This is a genomic window from Nesterenkonia maliinae, assembly GCF_051262655.1.
Taxonomy (GTDB): domain Bacteria; phylum Actinomycetota; class Actinomycetes; order Actinomycetales; family Micrococcaceae; genus Nesterenkonia.
Window position 1 is genome coordinate 15,569 of record NZ_JBIMEY010000008.1, and the last position, 19,291, is coordinate 34,859.

Annotated in this window: 14 protein-coding genes; 9 read left to right on the top strand and 5 right to left on the bottom strand. The window is 68.3% G+C overall.

The features are described from left to right. Positions 1-159: 159 nt before the first annotated feature. Positions 160-2,772, top strand: coding sequence for a preprotein translocase subunit SecA (gene secA / locus ACHAA4_RS12935; protein WP_435774594.1), 2,613 nt, complete (start codon positions 160-162; stop codon positions 2,770-2,772). Positions 2,773-2,774: 2 nt separating this feature from the next. On the opposite strand, the gene ACHAA4_RS12940 is transcribed toward secA, so the two are convergent. Both ACHAA4_RS12940 and ACHAA4_RS12945 read right to left on the bottom strand, forming a co-directional pair. After that, positions 2,775-3,485, bottom strand: coding sequence for an Rv3235 family protein (locus tag ACHAA4_RS12940; protein WP_435774595.1), 711 nt, complete (start codon positions 3,483-3,485; stop codon positions 2,775-2,777). A 48-nt stretch (positions 3,486-3,533) separates the two neighbouring features. After that, positions 3,534-4,403, bottom strand: coding sequence for a LysM peptidoglycan-binding domain-containing protein (locus tag ACHAA4_RS12945; RefSeq protein WP_435774596.1), 870 nt, complete (start codon positions 4,401-4,403; stop codon positions 3,534-3,536). A 143-nt stretch (positions 4,404-4,546) separates the two neighbouring features. Between ACHAA4_RS12945 and ACHAA4_RS12950 the strand changes: the two genes are divergently transcribed. Further along, entirely contained in the window at positions 4,547-5,113 is a 567-nt protein-coding gene (locus ACHAA4_RS12950) for a hypothetical protein (protein ID WP_435774597.1), read from the top strand. Positions 5,114-5,126: 13 nt separating this feature from the next. Here ACHAA4_RS12950 and ACHAA4_RS12955 read toward each other — a convergent pair whose 3' ends face one another. Beyond that, positions 5,127-5,381 carry a helix-turn-helix domain-containing protein gene (locus tag ACHAA4_RS12955; RefSeq protein ID WP_435774598.1) on the bottom strand — a complete coding sequence of 85 codons (255 nt, stop codon included), beginning with the start codon at positions 5,379-5,381 and terminating at the stop codon, positions 5,127-5,129. Between the two features lie 199 nt (positions 5,382-5,580). Between ACHAA4_RS12955 and ACHAA4_RS12960 the strand changes: the two genes are divergently transcribed. From ACHAA4_RS12960 to ACHAA4_RS12975, 4 genes are all read left to right on the top strand, one after another. Then, a complete protein-coding gene (locus ACHAA4_RS12960) occupies positions 5,581-6,360 on the top strand; it encodes a hypothetical protein (RefSeq protein WP_435774599.1) in 780 nt (259 codons plus the stop codon). After that, positions 6,361-7,815: a CpaE/TadZ family protein gene (locus ACHAA4_RS12965; RefSeq protein WP_435774600.1), complete on the top strand. Its 1,455-nt coding sequence runs from the start codon at positions 6,361-6,363 to the stop codon at positions 7,813-7,815. A gap of 88 nt (positions 7,816-7,903) precedes the next feature. Beyond that, a complete protein-coding gene (locus ACHAA4_RS12970) occupies positions 7,904-12,736 on the top strand; it encodes an NAD-glutamate dehydrogenase (protein ID WP_435774601.1) in 4,833 nt (1,610 codons plus the stop codon). Between the two features lie 54 nt (positions 12,737-12,790). Then, complete coding sequence (locus tag ACHAA4_RS12975) at positions 12,791-14,395, top strand: sensor histidine kinase (protein WP_435774602.1); 1,605 nt, start codon at positions 12,791-12,793, stop codon at positions 14,393-14,395. Positions 14,396-14,399: 4 nt separating this feature from the next. Here ACHAA4_RS12975 and ACHAA4_RS12980 read toward each other — a convergent pair whose 3' ends face one another. Next, positions 14,400-14,648 carry a WhiB family transcriptional regulator gene (locus ACHAA4_RS12980; protein WP_036474112.1) on the bottom strand — a complete coding sequence of 83 codons (249 nt, stop codon included), beginning with the start codon at positions 14,646-14,648 and terminating at the stop codon, positions 14,400-14,402. 421 nt (positions 14,649-15,069) lie between these two features. On the opposite strand from ACHAA4_RS12980, the gene ACHAA4_RS12985 reads away from it, so the two are divergent. Further along, the gene (locus ACHAA4_RS12985; protein ID WP_435774603.1) at positions 15,070-15,522 is read left to right on the top strand and encodes a hypothetical protein; all 453 of its coding nucleotides are present in this window, start codon (positions 15,070-15,072) and stop codon (positions 15,520-15,522) included. A gap of 3 nt (positions 15,523-15,525) precedes the next feature. Here the strand turns inward: ACHAA4_RS12985 and ACHAA4_RS12990 are convergent, their stop codons facing one another. After that, complete coding sequence (locus tag ACHAA4_RS12990) at positions 15,526-16,821, bottom strand: phosphotransferase (RefSeq protein WP_435774604.1); 1,296 nt, start codon at positions 16,819-16,821, stop codon at positions 15,526-15,528. Positions 16,822-16,905: 84 nt separating this feature from the next. Between ACHAA4_RS12990 and ACHAA4_RS12995 the strand changes: the two genes are divergently transcribed. Further along, complete coding sequence (locus ACHAA4_RS12995) at positions 16,906-18,558, top strand: sensor histidine kinase (protein WP_435774605.1); 1,653 nt, start codon at positions 16,906-16,908, stop codon at positions 18,556-18,558. Further along, on the top strand, positions 18,555-19,214 hold the full coding sequence (locus ACHAA4_RS13000) for a response regulator transcription factor (protein ID WP_435774606.1): 660 nt from the start codon (positions 18,555-18,557) through the stop codon (positions 19,212-19,214). Before ACHAA4_RS12995 ends, ACHAA4_RS13000 begins: the two co-directional genes overlap by 4 nt. The last annotated feature ends 77 nt before the right edge of the window (positions 19,215-19,291 follow it).

The following is a 19,291-nucleotide window of genomic DNA, read 5'->3' on the forward strand; positions in this document are numbered from 1 at the left end:
GGCGCAGATGCTCGCAGAATCCGCCCCTCAACGCTGTGCGGGAGTTGAACTGGTGGCCCGGTTCGGGGGCTCCTGGGGTGAGCGCGTAGAATGACGGATGGTGACTCATGCCTATCGTGAGTCTCCGCGGAACCAGTAGACACTGATGGAGAACTGGCTGTGCCCACACTGCTTGAACGAATCCTCAAGACCGGGGATAAGAAAGTCCTCAGGACTCTGCGCTCCTATGCGGATGCGGTGAACCTCCTGGAGGACGAGTTCAAGGAACTCAGCGACGCAGAGCTGCGCGCCGAGACCGAACGCTTCCGGGAGCGCCTGCGCGACGGCGAGTCGCTGAACTCGCTGCTGCCCGAGGCCTTCGCCACGGTGCGGGAGGCAGCGGACCGCACGCTGGGTCAGCGTCACTATGACGTGCAGCTGATGGGTGGAGCCGCCCTGCACCTGGGCGACATCGCCGAGATGGGCACCGGTGAGGGCAAGACCCTGGTCGCGACCGCCCCGGCGTATCTGAACGCGCTCACCGGCAAGGGCGTCCACGTGGTCACGGTGAACGACTACCTGGCGAAGTACCAGGCGGACCTCATGGGACGCGTCTACCGCTTCCTCGGCCTCAACGTCGGGACCATCACCAACGACCTCAAGCCGGCCGCGCGCCGCGAGGCCTACGCCGCGGACATCACCTACGGCACGAACAACGAGTTCGGCTTCGACTTCCTGCGCGACAACATGGCGCAGTCCCTGGACGACCTCGTCCAGCGTGAGCACCACTACGCCATCATCGATGAGATCGACTCGATCCTCATCGACGAGGCCCGGACCCCGCTGATCATCTCGGGGGCCGCCTCCGGTGACATCTCCCGCTGGTACAACGACTTCTCCACCCTGGTGAAGAAGCTGCACATCGACGAGGACTACGAGGTCGACGAGAAGAAGCGCACCGTCGGCGTGCTGGAGTCCGGGATCGACAAGGTCGAAGACTACCTCGGCATCGAGAACCTCTACGAGACCCAGAACACCACGCTGATCCAGTACCTCAACAACGCCATCCGGGCCAAGGAGCTCTACCGTCGGGACACCGACTACGTGGTCTCCCAGGGCGAGGTGCACATCGTCGATGAGCACACCGGGCGCATCCTGAAGGGCCGACGCTACAACGAAGGTCTGCACCAGGCCATCGAGGCCAAGGAGCAGGTCCGGGTCAAGCCTGAGAACCAGACTCGGGCCACCGTGACGCTGCAGAACTACTTCCGCAGCTACGACAAGATCTCCGGCATGACCGGCACGGCAGAGACCGAGGCTGGCGAGTTCATGTCGACCTACAAGCTCGGCGTCGTCCCGATCCCGTCGAACCGTCCCCGCCAGCGCATGGACCACAACGACCTGGTCTACAAGAACGAGGTCGTGAAGTTCGATGCGGTGATGAAGGACATCATCGAGCGCCACGAGAAGGGCCAGCCGATCCTGGTCGGCAGCGAGTCTGTGGAGAAGTCCGAGTACCTCTCCAAGAAGCTGGCTCAGGCCGGCATCCGCCACGAGGTGCTCAACGCGAAGAACCACGAGCACGAGGCCACCATCGTCGCCCAGGCCGGCCGCAAGGGATCGGTCACCGTGGCCACCAACATGGCAGGCCGAGGCACCGACATCATGCTCGGCGGCAACGCCGAGTTCAACGCGGTCCGCGAGATGGAGAAGCTCGGCCTGGATCCTGAGAAGGACGCCGAGGCCTACGAGGCCAAATGGGATGAGGTCTTCGACCGTGCCAAGGCCGAGACCAAGGCCGACGGAGACACGGTCCGCGAACTGGGTGGGCTCTACGTGCTCGGCACCGAGCGCCACCAGTCCCGTCGCATCGACAATCAGCTGCGCGGACGCTCCGGACGTCAGGGCGACCCCGGCGAGTCGCGGTTCTACATCTCGTTGACCGATGACCTGATGCGGCTGTTCAACCAGGCGGCCGCCGCGCGCATCATGAACTCCAAGGCCATGGGCGACGAGATCCCGGTGGAACACAAATTCGTGTCCTCCGCGATCGCCAACGCCCAGCAGCAGCGCGAGGGTCAGAACACCGAGACCCGCAAGAACGTGCTCAAGTACGACGACGTCATGAACCGACAGCGTCAGGCCATCTACTCCGACCGCCGCCGGATCCTCGAGGGCGACGACGTCCACGAGAAGGTCCAGCACTTCATCGAAGACGCGGTGAGCCTGATGATCGAGGAGAAGACCACCGCCTCCTCCTCCGAGGACTGGGACCTTGAGGCGCTCTGGGAAGAGCTCAAGTCGCTCTACCCGGTGTCGCTGAGCATCGAGGACCTGGTCGAAGAGGCAGGGGGGATCGATCAGCTCAATACCAAGATGCTCAAGCGCGAGCTCATCTCTGACGCCAAGGTCGCCTACGAGAACAAGGCCGAGGAGGTCGGGGAGGACACGATCCGGCAGCTCGAGCGCCGGGTCCTGCTCACCGTGATCGATGAAAAGTGGCAGGAGCACCTCTACGAGATGGATTACCTGAAGTCAGGCATCGGGCTGCGCTCGATGGCTCAGCGTGATCCGCTGGTGGAGTACCAGCGTGAAGGCTTCCTGCTCTTCCAGACCATGGCCGACAGCGTCCGCGAGGACTCGGTGCGCCTGCTCTTCAGCGCCGAGGTCACCGCGAAGGCACCCGTGACCGCGACCCCGAACCTTCCCGGGATCAAGGATGGTCGAATGTTCACCGCCGGAAAGCGGCTGCGCGTTCCCGGTCTCCAGGACACCACCGCGACCCAGGGCTGAGTTCAGCCCAGCTCCATCGCCACCACGCGCCAGCGCCGCCGGTGGGCCTCAAGGCGCAGGGCGCATGCCCTGACGCGTCTGCCGTCGCCGAACACCACGGAGACCTCCCACGCACCTCGCGCGACGCGCTCAGCGCGCAGATGCCCGAAGTTCAGCGGCTGCGGGCGCGGGATCGTGTCCGAGGTGCCTGGTCTGGACCGGGTTGAACCTCGGGTTCCGGAGCGTCGGCTCTCTGCGAGCAGGGCGGCGCGTTCTGCCATCTTCTGCTGCACATCGAGATCGAGCCACCGCTGGAGCTGACCGGCCGGACGCACGCCCTGCAGCACCTCCGTGGTGACCTGGCAGACGATGCGCGAGATGGCGCAGATCTGCCGGCGCTCCTCCCGATAGCTGGCAAGCACTGTGGGCGGCTCGCCCGGTGGTCGACGGTTGCCCGCAGGTTCTCGCTCTCCCCGCAGCCGACGCATCAGCGCCGGGACCTCATCCTCGCGCCGGAGCCGATAGCTCGCCGTCGAAGAGGGATCCTGGGTCGGCCATGGCGAGCCCGGGGCGGGAACGATCCTGGTGCGGCCCCGAAGCTGGGGATCAGCCTCCAGGAACGCGCGCAGGGAATCCAGCGGATCCTCCCGCGACGGCTCTCGGACCGCATTGCTCGCCTGCGTCCGCGCCTCCGGAGATGATGTGGGCTGACGATCTGCTGGACTGACTGACATGTCTTCTCCCGGGTGGTTCGCGTGTATCTGAGTGATGCCGTTCGGGTGTCACGGAGACGGGGCGTTCAGGATCGTTCCCGGATGGATGATCCCGGGGTCGTCGCCGATCCTGTCCCGATTCGCCGCGTACCACTGGGGCCAGCTCGCGGCGATCTCCCAATCCGTCGCGTCTGAGCCCAGGTGCTCCGCAGCGATCTCCCATAGTGAATCCCCCAGGCGGACCACGACCTGTTCCGGCTCGGACCCGCGGCGTTGGGGCACCCCCTGGAGCCGGTCGGTGTTCAGCGTCGGGTCCTCGGGGGTGAACAGCCCGGAAGGTGGCCGAGCCGTCTCCGGTGACGGCTCTGGGGTGTCCGGCTCTGCCGTGTCTCGTTCTGCGGTGTCCGGCTCGGTGGCCTCGGGTTCGGCTGCGTCGAACAGGACGGAGTCCGTCGCGCCGCTGGTCTGCGAAGCGGGGGTCTGCGAGGCGGAGGTCTCCGGCGGACGGGGCCATGAGTCGGCGCCCACCGCGGTCAGTGCGAGCCCGGTGCCCAGTGTCAGTGCCACGGTGCGGCGCAGGAAGCCCGGACTCCATCGCATCAGCGCCCGCTCCAGGGTCCAGGCGTCGCACCGATGGGCGATCTGCTGGGCGAGCAGCGCCAGCACTGCGATGATCGCGCCGGCGCTGATGAGTATCCCCGCCGCGGCGGCGAGCAGGCCCAGCAGCGTCTCGGCCGCCTTGATGCCCGGCTGGTGCTGGTGCTGGATCTGGCCGAGCAGAGTCGAGATCTCAGGTCGATCGCTGAGGATCAGGGTGGCGAAGCACCACAAAGCGGGTCCGCTCGCGATGAATGCGGCGCTCAGCAGCAGGTCCTGCAGTCCTGGTGCAGGGACTCCTCCCTCGCGTGTCGGGGTCCAAGCTGCGCGGCGAATACCCATGATGCCCATCCTGGTCACTTTTAGATGATGTTTGATCGTGTTTAGTGTTTTTAGAGTGTACACAGTCACGATGGATCATCGATAGGGCTGGGGAGGATCCTGTAGCCTCGGGACCAGACCGCAGGTCAGGAGATGGGACCGATATGCGCTGGGATGCATTGTTTGCGGACCTCGAGACTCAGCTGGAGGCAGCGCAGACCGCCGAGTTCGCCGCCGCGCTGGCGGACGCCTCGAGGCTCGAGGCCTCGCGGATGGAGTTTGCTGATCGGCTGCGGGGGCATCAGGATCGGCAGCTGGGTCTGCAGGTCTCGGGCGGACAGCGGCTCGATGTGCGAGTCGGCACCGTCGGGGCGGACTGGCTGGCCGGGACGATCCGGCAGCACAGCGTCCTGGTGCCGCTCTCCAGCATCTTCGCGGTCGACGGCATGGCTCGCGCGGCGGTGCGCAGCGAACCGAGCGCGGTCCGCAGGCGGCTCGGCATCACGGCGCCGCTGCGGCGTCTGGCCAGGGACCGCGCTCCGGTCAGCGTCTTTGGTGCTCAGGGTCTCCTGGCCGCGGGCCTCATCGCGGCGGCAGGCCGGGACTTCGTCGAGATCCTGCCGCTCTCAGCAGAGGGCCTGCTGCCCCGGCACGGGGGAGCGCGAGCCCTGCGCGTCGTCCCGCTGCACGCGGTGTCCTGGTTCCGCAGCGAGGGGTCCGACCTCGACTAGGCTCTCACCACGCTCAGGTCTGGGTCGTGTGAGCCGGATCGTCGATCGAGGTCCCAGTCCCTCCGGCGGTGCCGGCGCGGGACTCACGCTGAGCTGCGTACTGGCGCTCGATGTATTCGTCGAGCTTGGCCTCCTCGACCCGCCACTGACCGCGACCCCCGATCTGGATGCCCTCCAGATCGCCGGTCTTGATCAGCGCCCGAGTCTGCGACATAGAGATGTTCAACGCCTCCGCCACATCGGGAAGGGTCAAGAACCGTCGCATCATGGGCCTCCGTGATCCAGGGTGTCGTTTGGTGTCGTTTCCGCTATTCTCCCACGCAGCGTCGGTGGAATCAGAGTTCTTCACGCCGCGGAATCTGAAAGGTTCTGCACAGATTCTGCTGCACCCGTTGTCATCTGAGGAGCGGGTATCTACGCTGAGCCCTGTGCGCCCGCGCTGGCGGGCCGTCAGCCAGGGAGACGCCATGCCTGAGCCCCATTCCCCGCCGAGCGCCGACTCACGACCCCGTCCGCAGCCGGCCCCCAGCTCCACGTCCGCCGCCCAGCGCCTGCGCCGACCAAGCTGGAGAGACCCGCGGCTGCTCGCGGGCGTGCTCATCGTGGTGCTCTCGGTCTCCGGTGTGATCGCCCTGATGACCACACAGAATCGCACCACCGAGGTCTATGCCGCGGACCGCCTGCTGACTGTGGGGGACCGGTTCTCCACCGAAGATCTGCGCGTGGTCGAGGTTCAGATCGACGAGCTCTCCGAGGCCTATCTCCTGGTGGCCGACGCGCTGCCCGACGGCACCGAGTTCATCGCCATGGTGGATGAAGGCGAGCTGATCCCGCGCCGCGCCCTGGCGGAGGAAGACCCGCAGGGGCGGCAGGCGATGACCATCACGGTCGAGCACACGCTCGCCAGAGGTGTGGAGCCCGGACGGCTCGTCGATGTCTGGGCCGCTGACGCCGGAACGCTGGGGGCGCAGGAAGAGGTCCAGGTGGAGCAGATCGCCGACGGCGCCCAGGTCTCGGTGATCACCGAGCCCAGCACCACCTTCGGAGCCCAGGAACGCGTCACGGTGGAACTCCTGGTGGATCCGGAGGAGCTTCCCGGACTGCTCGGTGCCACCAGCTCGGCCGCGACTCTCTCGGTGGTGCCGGTCGGTGCCCCGGCGGAGCCTGGCCCAGACCCGGAAGAAGACCCAGAATCGGAAGGGGACCCAGGCCCTGGAGACGAGTCTGCACCCGAGGACGAGGCATAGATGAGCAGATGGGCCGTGGTCACCATGGGTCGGCTCGGCGTCGACCATATCGCCGCCGTGGAAGGTCTCCAGGGTCCCGTCACGATTGAACGCCGCTGCACCGACCTTCCTGAGCTGATCGCCGTCTGCCGCACCGGACGGGCCGACGCCGCGCTGATCATCGGCGAGACCCAGCAGCTCACCTCCACGGTGCTCAGTGAGCTTCAGGCAGGCGGGCGACACGTCGTCGTGATCTCCCACGTCGCGGAGGAGCGGAGCCGTCTACAGCGGCTCGGGGTGCTCAGCTTCACCGACGAGGTGAGTCCGACGGCGCTGGCGCAGGCCCTGATGGGCGGCGAGCCGGTGGGCGGCGCAGACCTCCCCGGCTCCAGCCCGTGTCCGACCAACGGATTCCTCTCCTCCGTGCCGCAGGTGCAGGTGCAGCACAGCAGGAACGGGGACACGAACCACCGAGGGCCGCACACCGGCAGCGGCAGGTCTGGGCCCCGAGACCCCAAGACTCACGGCGCACTCGAGCCGGAAGACTCAACCGCCCGGGAGAACTCAACCACCCAGGGTGACCCGCCCGAGCCGGAGGACGCTCCGCCCCGCGGCCTCCCCGGCGCTCCCGGCGGCATCACCGCGGTCTGGGGTGCCCCGGGCAGTCCCGGCCGCAGCACGGTGGCGGTCAACCTCGCTGCAGAGCTCGCCCTCCAGGGCGCCTCGGTGCTGCTGATCGACGCGGACACCATCGCCGCCTCACTCGTGGCGCAGCTGGGGCTGATGGAGGAGACCGCCGGGCTGGCGCGGGTCTGCCGCGCGGCCGACCTGGGCCGGCTGGACACCGCCGCGCTGGAGTCTGCCACCGCGTCGGTGCAGATCAGCGGCGCCGAACTGAGCCTGCTCTCCGGACTGCCGCGCGCCCAGCGCTGGCCGGAGCTGCGCGAGCGCAGCCTCAGCGCCGTGCTGGAGCTGGTTCGCAGCCACTACGCGCATGTGATCATCGACGTCGCCGCCCCGGTCGAGGAGGACGAGGAGCTCAGCTTCGACACCACTGCGCCCCAGCGCAACGCCGCGACCCTGACCTGCCTGCGGCTGGCCGACCGGCTCCTCGCCGTCGGAGCGGCCGATCCGGTGAGCTTCCCGCGTCTGGTCAAGGCCGTGGAGGCCCTGGAGCTCGCCGTCGAGGGCGGCTCGCTCGCGCAGCTGGAGGTGGTCATCAACAAGGTACGCAGCGAGGTGATCGGCCGCTCGCCCCGGGATCAGCTGAGCCAGACCTGGCTCCGGCTCGGCCCCGCCGCTCGGATCCAGGCGTTCCTGCCCTGGGACCCAGCCGGCTGCGATGCCTCGCTGCTCCATGGTCAGGTCCTGGCCGAGGCAGCCCCCGATTCCGCGCTCCGCCGCAGCATCGCACGGCTTGCCGGCGTCGATCTCCAGGTGCGCCGTCGCGGCCTGCGCGCTCGGGGCAGGCGGTAGGCTGAGCGGCACAGGCAACGCGTGGTCCGGCCCTCATGGGGTCCCGGACCGCGCGTACTCCATATCAGCAGAAAGAGCGAGAGTTCACATGCCCGCCGAGACAATTCTTTGGACCAGCAATGACGCCGATCTTGAGACATTGACCGATGCCTATTACGCCCATATCGCCAGTGAGGATCGCCAGCAGGTCAGCGCCGACCGCCAGCAGAAGCGAGTGCAGGAGCACCTGCGCCTCGCCGAGACCCGGACCGACTCCTCCCCGGTGGTCCAGGTGGTCGACGTCGGGGGTCAGAGCCTGGTCCAGGTCGTCACCGACGACATGCCCTACCTGGTGGACTCGGTCACCGCGGAGGTGACCCGCCACGACCACGGCATCTCCCTGGTGGTGCACCCGATCCTGCTGAGCAGCCGCAGCACCGACACCGGTGCGCTGGTCACGGTGAAGTCCCTGCCCGCGGAACACCGCGGAGTCTCCTCCGGCGACACCCAGACCCTGCCGAACCTCACCGCGATCTTCGACGAGCAGCACCTGGTCAAGATCGAATCCTGGATCACCATCGAGCTCGACCGGGTGATCTCTGAGGAGGAGGTGGAGACACTCATCGGCGGGCTGCACAAGATCCTGCACGATGTGAAGGTCAGCCACCGGGACCAGGAGCGGATGATCGCCCAGGTCAAGGCCGCAGGACACGCGCTGCGCGAGGCGACCGACCTCCCGGAGTCCGAGGAGTCAGCCGACCTGCTGCAGTGGATGGGCTCGGGGAACTTCCTGTTCCTGGGCTACCGCGAGTATCAGCTCGCCGACTACCCGGACGGCTCCGTGCACCTGGACCCGCTCACCGGGACCGGGCTCGGGATCCTCGCCGACAAGAACGGCAGACCGATCACCCGGCGTTCCACCGAGCTCTCCGCCGCCGGTCGGCAGCGAGCCGGGCAGCGCCGCGCCCTGGTCGTCACCAAGGCCAACTCGCGCTCCACCGTGCGTCGCCGCACCTACATGGACTACGTGGCGGTCAAGACCTTCCACGACGACGGCACCGTCAAGGGCGAGCGCCGATTCATCGGACTCTTCAGCGAGCGCGCCTACAGCGAATCGATCGTGAACATCCCGCTGCTGCGCTCCCGCGCCGAGCAGCTGCTGCGCCGTTCCGGCTTCGCGGCGGACTCGCATTCAGGCAACGACCTGATGCAGATCCTCGAGACCTATCCGCGCAATGAGCTGCTGCAGATGGAGATCGACGAGGTCGAGCAGGCCACCTGGCAGATCATGCAACTCCAGGAGCGGCGCCGGGTCAAGCTCTTCCTGCGCCGAGACCACTACGGCCGGTTCATGACCGCTCTGGTCTACCTGCCCAGGGACCGCTACAACACCGCGGTGCGTCGGCGGATCGAGCAGGAGCTGCTGGGCTACATCGACGCCGAGTCCATCGACTTCAACGTCCGGCTCACCGACTCGGTGCTGGCCCGGGTGTTCTTCCGGCTTCGCCTCGCCGACGACGCCGCTGAGCCATCCGGCACCCAGCAGGAGCTGGAGCAGCGGCTGACCCGGGCTGTGCGCTCCTGGTCCGAGGGGATCGCCGCGGAGGCGCGGGAACGCTACTCCTCCTCCCATGCCCGCGCCGTCGCGGCCCGCTGGGCCGAGGCGTTCCCGGAGGACTACCGGGTGCTCTACGAGGTTCAGGACGCGCTCGCCGACGCCGCCCAGTTCGAAGCACTGGAGGCGACTGCCGCGAAGGGCCAGGCCGTGCCGCGGATGAGCTTCTACCGTTCCGGGGAGGACGGGGTGGCGGACATGCGGCTGAAGCTCTACCTCACCGAGCCCAAGACGCTCACCGATACGCTGCCGGTGATCGACGACTTCGGGCTGGAGGTCCTCGACGAGCGGTCCTACACGCTGCACTGCCCCGATGGAGCCACGTTCCACCTCTATGACCTGGGACTGTTCTACCCCGAGTCGGTGGACGCGGACGCGACCATCGGGCTGCTCCAGGAGGCCTACCAGCAGGTCCTGATCGGTCGCGCGGAGTCAGACATCTTCTCGCAGCTGGTGCTGCGGCTGGGCCTGAGCATCCGCAGCGTCACGGTGCTGCGCGCCTACGCGAAGTACTACCGTCAGCTCGGCAGCACCAACTCCTACAGCTTCGTGGCGGACTCGCTGCTGAGCAACCCCGAGATGGCGCTGGCGCTGGTGGACTACTTCGAGGCACGGTTCGACCCTGACCTCGAAGGAGACCGTGAGGAACAGAGCGCGACGGCCCGCGAGCGAGTCCTCGAGGCGCTGGAGCAGGTGCGCACGCTGGACGCCGACCGGGTGCTCAGCGCCCTGCTGAACCTCATCGACTCCACCCAGCGCACCAACCTCTATCAGGGTCGGGACTGGCTCTCGCTGAAGCTGACCCCGGCGACCATCGACGCCGCCCCGGCGCCGCGCCCGGCCCACGAGATCTGGGTCTACTCCCCGCAGGTCGAGGGCGTGCACCTGCGCTTCGCGAAGGTCGCTCGCGGCGGGCTGCGCTGGTCCGATCGGCGCGAGGACTTCCGCACCGAGGTGCTGGGCCTGGTGAAGGCGCAGATGGCCAAGAATGCGGTGATCGTGCCCTCCGGCGCGAAGGGCGGCTTCTTCCCCAAGCAGCTCCCGGACCCGACCGCGGACCGCGGCGCCTGGGTCGAGGCAGGTCAGGACGCGTACAAGATCTTCATCCGCGCCCTGCTCGACATCACCGACAACCAGAGTGAACGCGATGGGCAGATCGTCATCACCCACCCCGACCGGGTCGTCCGGCACGACGGCGACGACGCCTACCTGGTCGTCGCCGCTGACAAGGGCACCGCGACCTTCTCCGACACCGCGAACGCGATCAGCAAGGAGTACGGGCACTGGCTCGGGGACGCCTTCGCCTCGGGCGGCTCGGTGGGCTATGACCACAAGGCCATGGGCATCACCGCCCGCGGCGCCTGGGAATCGGTGAAGTCCCACTTCTCCGAGCTGGGCCTGGACACCCAGCGCGAGGACTTCACGGTCATGGGCATCGGGGATATGGGCGGGGACGTGTTCGGCAACGGGATGCTGCTCTCCGAGCACATCGGGCTGGTCGCGGCGTTCAACCACCTGCACATCTTCATCGACCCGGACCCCGACCCCGCCGCCAGCTTCGCCGAGCGGCAGCGGCTCTTCACCGCCCAGCGCTCCGGCTGGGGCGAATACAACCTGGAGCTGATCTCTGAGGGCGGCGGGGTCTTCTCCCGCACCGCCAAGACCATCGAGATCACCGAGCCGATGCGCCGTCGCTTCGACCTGCCCGAGTCCCAGCAGCGGCTCACGCCCCCGGAGCTGATCAACGCGCTGCTCAAGGCGCCGGTGGATCTGTTCTACAACGGCGGGATCGGCACCTATGTGAAGGCCTCCACCGAGACCCACGACCAGGTCGGGGATCGCGCGAACAACGCGATCCGGGTCGACGGCGGAGAGCTGCGCGCCCGCGTGGTCGGGGAGGGCGGCAACCTGGGGCTCACCCAGGCCGGCCGGATCGAGGCGGCCCAGAACGGGGTGCTGCTGAACACCGATGCGATCGACAACTCCGCCGGAGTCGACTGCTCCGACCACGAGGTCAACATCAAGATCCTCATCGACCAGCTGGTGGAATCGGGGCATCTCGAGACGGAGGAGCGCAGCGAGCTGCTGAGCTCGATGACCGAGGACGTGGCCGCGCTGGTCCTGGAGACCAACCGGGACCAGAACATGCTGCTGATGACCGACCGGCACCGCGTGGGGGAGTGGTCCCCGAGCTTCCAGCGGCTGATCAGCTGGCTCGAGGAGACCGTGGGCCTGGACCGCGAGCTCGAGGTGCTGCCCAGTGACGAGGTCTTCGCCGAGCGCGCCGCGAACAGCCAGCGGATCCTCACCTCCCCGGAGCTCTCGGTGCTGGCCGCCTACGCAAAGATCCAGCTCAAGGCAGCACTGGTGGAGAACTCGGTGCCCGACGACGACTGGTTCGAGGTCACCCTCCAGCAGTACTTCCCGGCCCCGCTGCGTGAGCGGTTCTCCGACCAGCTCTCCCGACACCCGCTGCACCGCGAGATCATCGCCAATGTGGTGGCCAACGACGTGATCAACGTGGGTGGCGCCGCCTTCGTCTTCCGTGCCATCGAGGAGACCTTCGCCGCCGAGGAGCAGGTGGTCCGGTCCTTCGTGGCCGTGCGCGAGCTCTTCGCGCTCGAGGACTTCGACGCGGCCATGCGCGAGCTGCCGGTCAGCTTCGACCGAGGTGCCTGGGCGAACACCTACCGGGACATGCGCCGACTGCTGGACCGCGCCGTGCGCTGGTTCATCAACCACGTCAGCCGCGGCACCTCGGTCCGCGAAGACGTGGAGACCTTCGCGGGTCACATCACCCCGCTCTATGGCGAGCTCACCAGCTACCTGCGCGGGGATGACCGCGAGCGGGTCGAGCGGCTCCACGCCGAGGCGTTGGAGGCGGGCATGCCGGAGCAGCTGGCGACCTGGGTCTCGCAGCTCTTCGAGGCCTTCACGCTGCTGGACATCGCCACCTTGGCCCGAGATCTCGAGCTGGACTCCCGCGAGGTCGCCGGGGTCTACTACGCGGTCTATGCCGAGTTCAGCGCCGATGCGCTGCTGAACCGGATCACCAACCTCCCGCGCGAGGACAAGTGGCAGGCCCTGGCCCGCGGAGCCCAGCGCGACGAGCTCTACGGCGCAATGGCCGGCATCACCTCCGCCGTGCTGCGCGCAACCTCCTCGGGGTCCGCCCCGGAGGAGCGGCTTCAGGAGTGGAAGCAGGACAACGGGGCCAAGCTGGCCCGGGCTGAGAAGCTGGTCGCGGAGGTGGACGCGCTGGCTGATGACAACATCGCCTCGCTGACCGTGCTGCTTCGGCACCTGCGGGGCCTGGTCGACTCGTGAGCCGTCATCGTCGTTGTAAGAATCCCCTCACCGTGTGCACCGAGGAGTCCTGATATGGCTGTCTTCCAGGATCCGCTCGTCGGACACCGCCACCTCTCCCAGGACGACGTGGAGTGGCTGCATGCCCTGGTGGGGGACTGGCAGCTGCTCTCGGATCTGGCGTTCTCCGATGTGGTGCTGTGGTTCCCGCACACCGAAGAGGGGTTCCTCTCCTCCGCGGACCGGTCCTTCATCGCGCTGGCCCAGGCCCGGCCCTCGACCACGCAGACCCTGATCCACCGAGACGTGGTCGGGGACCGGATCCGCGCGGACCTGAAGCCGATGGTGGAACGCGCCTGGACCTCCCAGGTGGAGACCAACTCCTCGGACCAGGGCCAGCCCTCCCCGGCGCGGATGCGAGTCCAGGCCATCCCGCTGATCCACCGCGGCCGGACCGTCGGAGTGATCACGCTGCACTTCGCGGTGGCCGCGATGCGCAGCCCCTCCCGGCTGGAGCTGACCTACCGGCGCTGCGCCGAGGACCTGCTGGTCATGGCGGCGGAGGGTCGCTGGCCCGACGCGAGCCAGGAGTTCACCGGCTACGGCGGCGCCCCCCGGGTGGGTGACGGGCTGCTGCGCCTCGACGCCGAGGGCCGGATCACCTTCGCCTCGCCCAATGCGGTCTCGGCGCTGCTGCGCCTGGGCGTCTCCGACACCCTGGAGGGACGCTCCCTGGCCGGGATCGGTTCCGAGTTGCAGCGCGCCACCGGGGTGGTGGTCGATGAATCCCAGCCGATGATGCTCACCGGTCGCCGCGCAATGCGCGCCGAGCTGGAGGCACACGGCGCCGCGGTGACGCTGCGCTCGATCCCGCTCTACGGCGCCTCCCACAAGGAGCGCGGCGGGGAGCGCTTCGCCGCGCTGGTGCTCTGCCGCGACGTCACCGAGCTGCGCCGCCGGGACAAGCAGCTGATGAGCAAGGACGCCACGATCAAGGAGATCCACCATCGGGTGAAGAACAACCTGCAGACCGTCTCGGCGCTCCTGCGGATGCAGTCGCGGCGGATGGACTCCCAGGAGGGCCGGGAGGGACTGGGTCGGGCGATGCGACGGGTGGAGACCATCGCGATGGTCCACGATTCGCTCTCCAAGGGCTTGGAGGAGACGGTCGACGTCGACGACATGATGCGTCGTCAGCTGTACCTCGCCGCCGAGATGGCCCAGTCCGATCGGCAGGTGATCACCGCGCTGCACGGCAGCTTCGGCCAGCTCCCTCCGGACATGGTCACCCCGCTGGCGCTGGTGATCACCGAGATCGTCGCCAACGCGGTGGAGCACGGCTTCGGCCCGGATCCGGCGCACCGCGAGCTGCACGTGACCATGAGCGTGCAGCGCCATGCCGACGCTGCGGGACGTCAGCGTCTGGAGCTTGAGCTCACCGACGACGGCGTGGGGCTGCCCGAGCAGGAATGGGAACCTGGGCTGGGGCTGCGGATCGTGCGCACCCTGGTGCGCGGGGAGCTCTCAGGCTCGATCGAATGGGAGAGCGCGGGGATCCCCTCGGCGCTCGAGGCTGCCGCGGGCACCGAGGCTGCGGCGGGCACAGAAACGGCGAGGACGGGTACACGGGTGAAGCTCCGTGCGCCGATCCTCGCCGCGTCGTTGAAGAGTGGGGGGTGAGATCTCAGGAGGCGCGGCGGGCGCGCGCTGCCCGGCGCTTGAGCGCCCGGCGCTCGTCCTCGCTCATGCCGCCCCAGACTCCTGAGTCCTGTCCGGTCTCCAGCGCCCACTGCAGGCAGGTGTCCATCACGGGACACCGACGGCAGACGCTCTTGGCCTCTTCGATCTGAAGCAGGGCTGGTCCGGTGTTGCCGACGGGGAAGAAAAGCTCGGGGTCCTTGTCCAGGCAGGCTGCTCGGCTGCGCCAATCCATGGGATCACTACTCCTAGGGCGCCTCGTGGGCGCCGATGTTCGGGTCATTGGGCATTCAGCGGCGATTCCTCGACCGAGCCTCATGGTGAGGTGCTCGTGCGGGGGTCTCTAGGGAGTCACATCCGCTTCCAGGCGACAGAATGTTCCACGGTCCGAATGATCCGCAGTGCCTGGATGGCTGTACATCTCCAGACCTCGGGTGAGGTGTTCTGCCATCCCGAATAAGTACGCAATCAAGGCTGGCATGTTAACGCCTGGCAAACAAGAGTTCGCACCACTGAAATGACTGCGAAACAGTGTGTACTTTGTCACAGAATTCTCAGGTTGAGGAAAAGGCCCTTGTCAGACAGGGGTGGCAGCCGGGGCGTCCCGGGGAGGGCGGCGGCCCGGAAGACGGGCCGGTCAGTGGTTCAATGGTGATATGGCCTCAGATGACTCCGTGCAGCCGGATTTCAACGCCCCGCGTCCGCCGCGGCGCTTCGTCCAGGCGCGGCCCCGACCGCTGGGAGTGTGGGTGCTCTTCCTGGTCCACTTCGTCCAGGGGCTCGCGGTGGTCTTCAGCACGATTGCCGGGGCGGTGACCTCTCCGCCCCAGGTCCTCGACACCGCTGGCCAGATCGCTCTGGTGGTGCTCTACGTGCTCTTCGGGCTGGTCCTGGTGCTGCTCGGCTTCCGGATCTTCCTCGGTGCCCAGGGCGCCCGCACCCCAGCCATGGTGCTCCAGCTGCTGATCGTGGTGCTGTCCTTCAGCTTCCTCTCCGGCGGCGCGGTGCCCCTCGGCCTGGCCTTCATGCTCCCTGCCGCCGTCTCGCTGGTGCTGCTCTTCATCCGCCCCACCCAGGTCTGGCTCAGCGAGGCAGACCCCCGGGACTGATCGTCAGTCCAGATCAGCTGGACTGAGCCGCTGCGCCAGCGTCTCGGCGCAGCGGAGGTGATGCTCGCGCTGGTCGGCGCTCTGTGCCCCCGGCAGCAGGGACAGCAGCACCGCCGCGGTGCGCGCGCCGAGATCCCTCGGCTCGGCCTCCTCGAGGCAGTGGGTGTGGAAGCGTCGCGTGAACTCGGGGACCGCGGCGTATCCCGCGGCGTCGAAGCTCGGCAGCGCCAGCAGGTGCCCGAGCATCGTGGCGAGGTCATCGACCCGGAATCCCGGTCCCACCGTGTCCGCGTCGATCAGGCCCGTCGGCTGCTGCGCCGTCGGGTCCAGGAACAGGTTTGCCGGGTGGAAGTCCCCATGTGTGGGCACCAGCGGGCCCGGTGCCTCATGCAGGCCCAGACTGATGCGATCGCGGAGTCGCTGCACCCGCAGCGGGTCAGCCCCGGCTGCGATCGCGGACTCGGCGAGACCGTCGAGTCGCTGGGCCGGGGGCACCCGCGGCGGCATCCGCTGTGCCTCAGGGCCCAGGGTCTGCAGCGCCGCCGGCAGCACCGACGGGTCGAGGGGTCCGACGTCGGCCGGGGCGGTGGCGCGGTGGAGGTGGTGGGTCAGTGCCAGGCCAGGAGCCTGGTCCAGCACCAGGATGCCGTCCCCGGCGTCGGCGGTGGCCGGGATCAGCGGGGAACAGCGGTGGCGCTGCAACAGCTGCGCTGCCCTGGCGGGTCGGACCACCTTCAGATAGAGGACCCGCTGCCCGAGGGCTGAGGAGAGCGTCGCCCGGTAGACGGCCCGCCGGAGCGGTCGCAGCACCAGCATCTGCAGGCTCTTCACCCGGCACGGCTGCCCGAGAAGTCGGCTCAGCCGCGACTCCAGCTCGGTGGTGCCCGGAAGCGCTGGTCGTGCCGGGGAGTCGGCGGCGCGCTCCACCACGAGCAGTCCCGGCAGCTCCGGGTCCACCGGATATACCCACAGGTGCACCGTGCCTAGCGAGGAGTCCGCTCGGACCGCACCCATGCTCTCGCGCTGCTGCGGCGTCAGCCCGACGGTGCTGGCCACCATGGTCAGCTCAGTCAGCTCCTCGAGTTCAGTTGACCCGGTCGCCAGGGCCGGCGCCCCGGGTGCGACGCACTGTACGCGGTACCGTGCCGAAATCTCGGCGCCTGGCCGGGCGTAGATCTGCTCGAGCTCCCAGTGGCGCAGCGACACACCGGAGGCGTCCAGGGACTGCCGCAGCAGGGACCCGGCCTCGGGTCCGCGCAGTGCGCTGAGCAGATCCCCACGCGTCTGATCCACATCCATGCCGTCATCCTCTCGCATACAGATGAAAGAACTCTCATCGCAGGAGCGCCTCCTGGGCAGGTTCTCAGTGAGAAACTGAAGCTCATGAACCATTCACGTCAGCCCGACGACGCAGCGGCGCGCCCCGCCGTCGATGCCACGGCCTCTCGGCGGCGGTCGCCCCGCGGCTGGCGACCTCGTGGACTGAACGTGCGTGCGCGGATCCTGATCGCCGTCGTCGGGCTCGCCGCGCTGGCGCTCGCGGTCGCGGGCTACACAGCCTTCGCCATCCAGCAGGCTCAGGTCGAGGGACGGATCGACGCCGAGCTCGCGGCCGACGCGGAACAGTTCCGGGTCCTGCATGAGGTCGGCGTGGATCCTGGAACCGGTGAGCCGTTCAGCTCGCCGGCCGAGCTGGTGCGCACCGCCATGGAGCGGATCATCCCGACGCGCAATGAAGGGATCGTCGGATTGGTCGACGGGCAGGTGGCCTACACCTCTCCGGTCACCCCGGTGCAGCTGGAAGAGGATCAGCAGCTGCTGCGCGCCCTGGAGCCCCATGCGCTCGGCGAGCGGGCCACGGTCGTGACCATCGACACGGAGGTCACCAGCTACCGGGCGGCCATCGTGCCGGTGCAGGGCAGCGTCGGGGAGGATGCCCCGGACGCCGCAGCTGAGGACTCCCAGGCTGATGACGCCGCCGCGACACCGGGGGATCCTCAGGTCGGTGCGCTGGTGATGGCCTATGACATCACGGCCGAGAAACGGGTCTTCTCCGAGGGGTTCCTGATCTACATCGCCGTGGCGCTGCTGTCTCTCGGCGTGGTGGCCACCGTCGGCGGGGTGGTTGCAGGGCGTCTGCTGCACCCGGTTGCGGTGCTCGCCTCCTCGGCCCGGCATATCGGTCGTGAGGACCTCTCCGAGCGGATCCCGGTGACCGGCAAGGACGACCTGGCCGAGATGACCAAAGCTGTCAACGAGATGCTCGACCGGCTCGAGGACTCGTTCCAGGCGCAGGATCAGCTCATCCACGACGTCAGCCACGAGCTGCGCACCCCGCTGACCATCGTGCGCGGACATCTCGAGGTGCTCGACGTGGGCGACCGTGACGACGTCACCTCCACCCGCGCGCTGACCCTTGACGAGCTCACCCGGATGAACCGCGTGATCGACGACCTCACCACGCTGGCCCAGGCCGGACGTCCGGACTTCGTCCAGTGCGGCCCCACCGACATCGGCACCCTCACCGATGAGGTCTATGACAAGGCGCTAGCCCTGGGTCGACATCGCTGGATCGTAGAATCCCGCGCCGAGGGCACGGCCCGGGTGGATCGGGAGCGGCTCACCCAGGCCTGGCTGCAGCTGGCGGCGAACGCGGTGAAGTTCTCCGCCCCAGGCTCGGTCATTGCCCTGGGGTCGGAGCTCACCGCCGAGGAGGTGCGCATCTTCGTCCGCGATCAGGGCCAGGGGATCGCCGCGGCGGACCAGGAACGGATCTTCCTGCGCTTCGGACGCACCGATACCTCCAAGCCCGGCTCCGGGCTAGGGCTCCCGATCGTGGCAGCGATCGCGCAGGCCCACGGCGGGCGGGTGGACCTGGAATCGGCGCCGGGCGTCGGGGCGCGCTTCACGGTGGTCATCCCGCTCGACCACACCGCCGTCGCCCTCGAGCCTCCGGACCAGAGTCCCGACCATGCCCCCGACGACGACGCCACCGCGCCGCTGCCCCACCCGATCGACACAAGGAGCCACGGATGACCCGGATTCTGCTCATCGAGGACGAAGACCGGATCGCGTCCTTCGTGGAGAAGGGCCTGCGCGCGGCCGGCTATGCCGTGCTGCGCGGCGCCACGGCGTCGGAGGGCTTCGAGTACGCGATGAACAACACGGTGGACCTTGCAGTCCTGGATCTCGGGCTCCCCGATGAGGATGGGCTGAGCCTGCTGGGACGCCTGCGCGGCCAGGGCTTCGGCGCGCCGGTGATCATCCTGACCGCGCGCAGCACCCCGGCCGACACGGTCGCGGGACTCGAATCCGGTGCCGATGACTACATGTCGAAACCGTTCAGCATCGACGAGCTGCTCGCCCGGATCCGGCTGCGACTGCGCGGTGGGTCAGCGGAGGAGCCGACGACGCTGAGCGCCGGCGGTCTCACCTTGGACCTGCATGCGCGCCGGGTCGAGGTGGGGCAGAGGCAGCACGATCTTTCCTCGCGGGAGTTCGCCCTGATCGAGACGTTCATGCGGCACCCCGGCCAGGTGCTCTCCCGGGAGCAGCTCCTGGAGCGCGTCTGGGGCTACAGCTTTGACCCGGGGTCGAACCTGGTCGACGTCTACGTCAGGTATCTCCGGGCAAAGATCGGTGCCGAGGCGATCCGCACCGTGCGCGGCGTCGGGTACCGGCTCGAGCTCTGATCCCCGGCTCGAGCACGACCCGCGGAGTGTGAACCCGGTCGGCGGGGTCTCGCCCAGATCCTAGGGCTCGGCGCGCT

Excerpts from the sequence above, each read along its gene's own strand:
- ACHAA4_RS12940 (WP_435774595.1), bottom strand. The coding sequence starts at position 3,485 with ATGTCAGTCAGTCCAGCAGATCGTCAGCCCACATCATCTCCGGAGGCG.
- ACHAA4_RS12945 (WP_435774596.1), bottom strand. The coding sequence starts at position 4,403 with ATGGGTATTCGCCGCGCAGCTTGGACCCCGACACGCGAGGGAGGAGTC.
- ACHAA4_RS12950 (WP_435774597.1), top strand. The coding sequence starts at position 4,547 with ATGCGCTGGGATGCATTGTTTGCGGACCTCGAGACTCAGCTGGAGGCA.
- ACHAA4_RS12955 (WP_435774598.1), bottom strand. The coding sequence starts at position 5,381 with ATGATGCGACGGTTCTTGACCCTTCCCGATGTGGCGGAGGCGTTGAAC.
- ACHAA4_RS12960 (WP_435774599.1), top strand. The coding sequence starts at position 5,581 with ATGCCTGAGCCCCATTCCCCGCCGAGCGCCGACTCACGACCCCGTCCG.
- ACHAA4_RS12965 (WP_435774600.1), top strand. The coding sequence starts at position 6,361 with ATGAGCAGATGGGCCGTGGTCACCATGGGTCGGCTCGGCGTCGACCAT.
- ACHAA4_RS12970 (WP_435774601.1), top strand. The coding sequence starts at position 7,904 with ATGCCCGCCGAGACAATTCTTTGGACCAGCAATGACGCCGATCTTGAG.
- ACHAA4_RS12975 (WP_435774602.1), top strand. The coding sequence starts at position 12,791 with ATGGCTGTCTTCCAGGATCCGCTCGTCGGACACCGCCACCTCTCCCAG.
- ACHAA4_RS12980 (WP_036474112.1), bottom strand. The coding sequence starts at position 14,648 with ATGGATTGGCGCAGCCGAGCAGCCTGCCTGGACAAGGACCCCGAGCTT.
- ACHAA4_RS12985 (WP_435774603.1), top strand. The coding sequence starts at position 15,070 with ATGGCCTCAGATGACTCCGTGCAGCCGGATTTCAACGCCCCGCGTCCG.
- ACHAA4_RS12990 (WP_435774604.1), bottom strand. The coding sequence starts at position 16,821 with ATGGATGTGGATCAGACGCGTGGGGATCTGCTCAGCGCACTGCGCGGA.
- ACHAA4_RS12995 (WP_435774605.1), top strand. The coding sequence starts at position 16,906 with ATGAACCATTCACGTCAGCCCGACGACGCAGCGGCGCGCCCCGCCGTC.
- ACHAA4_RS13000 (WP_435774606.1), top strand. The coding sequence starts at position 18,555 with ATGACCCGGATTCTGCTCATCGAGGACGAAGACCGGATCGCGTCCTTC.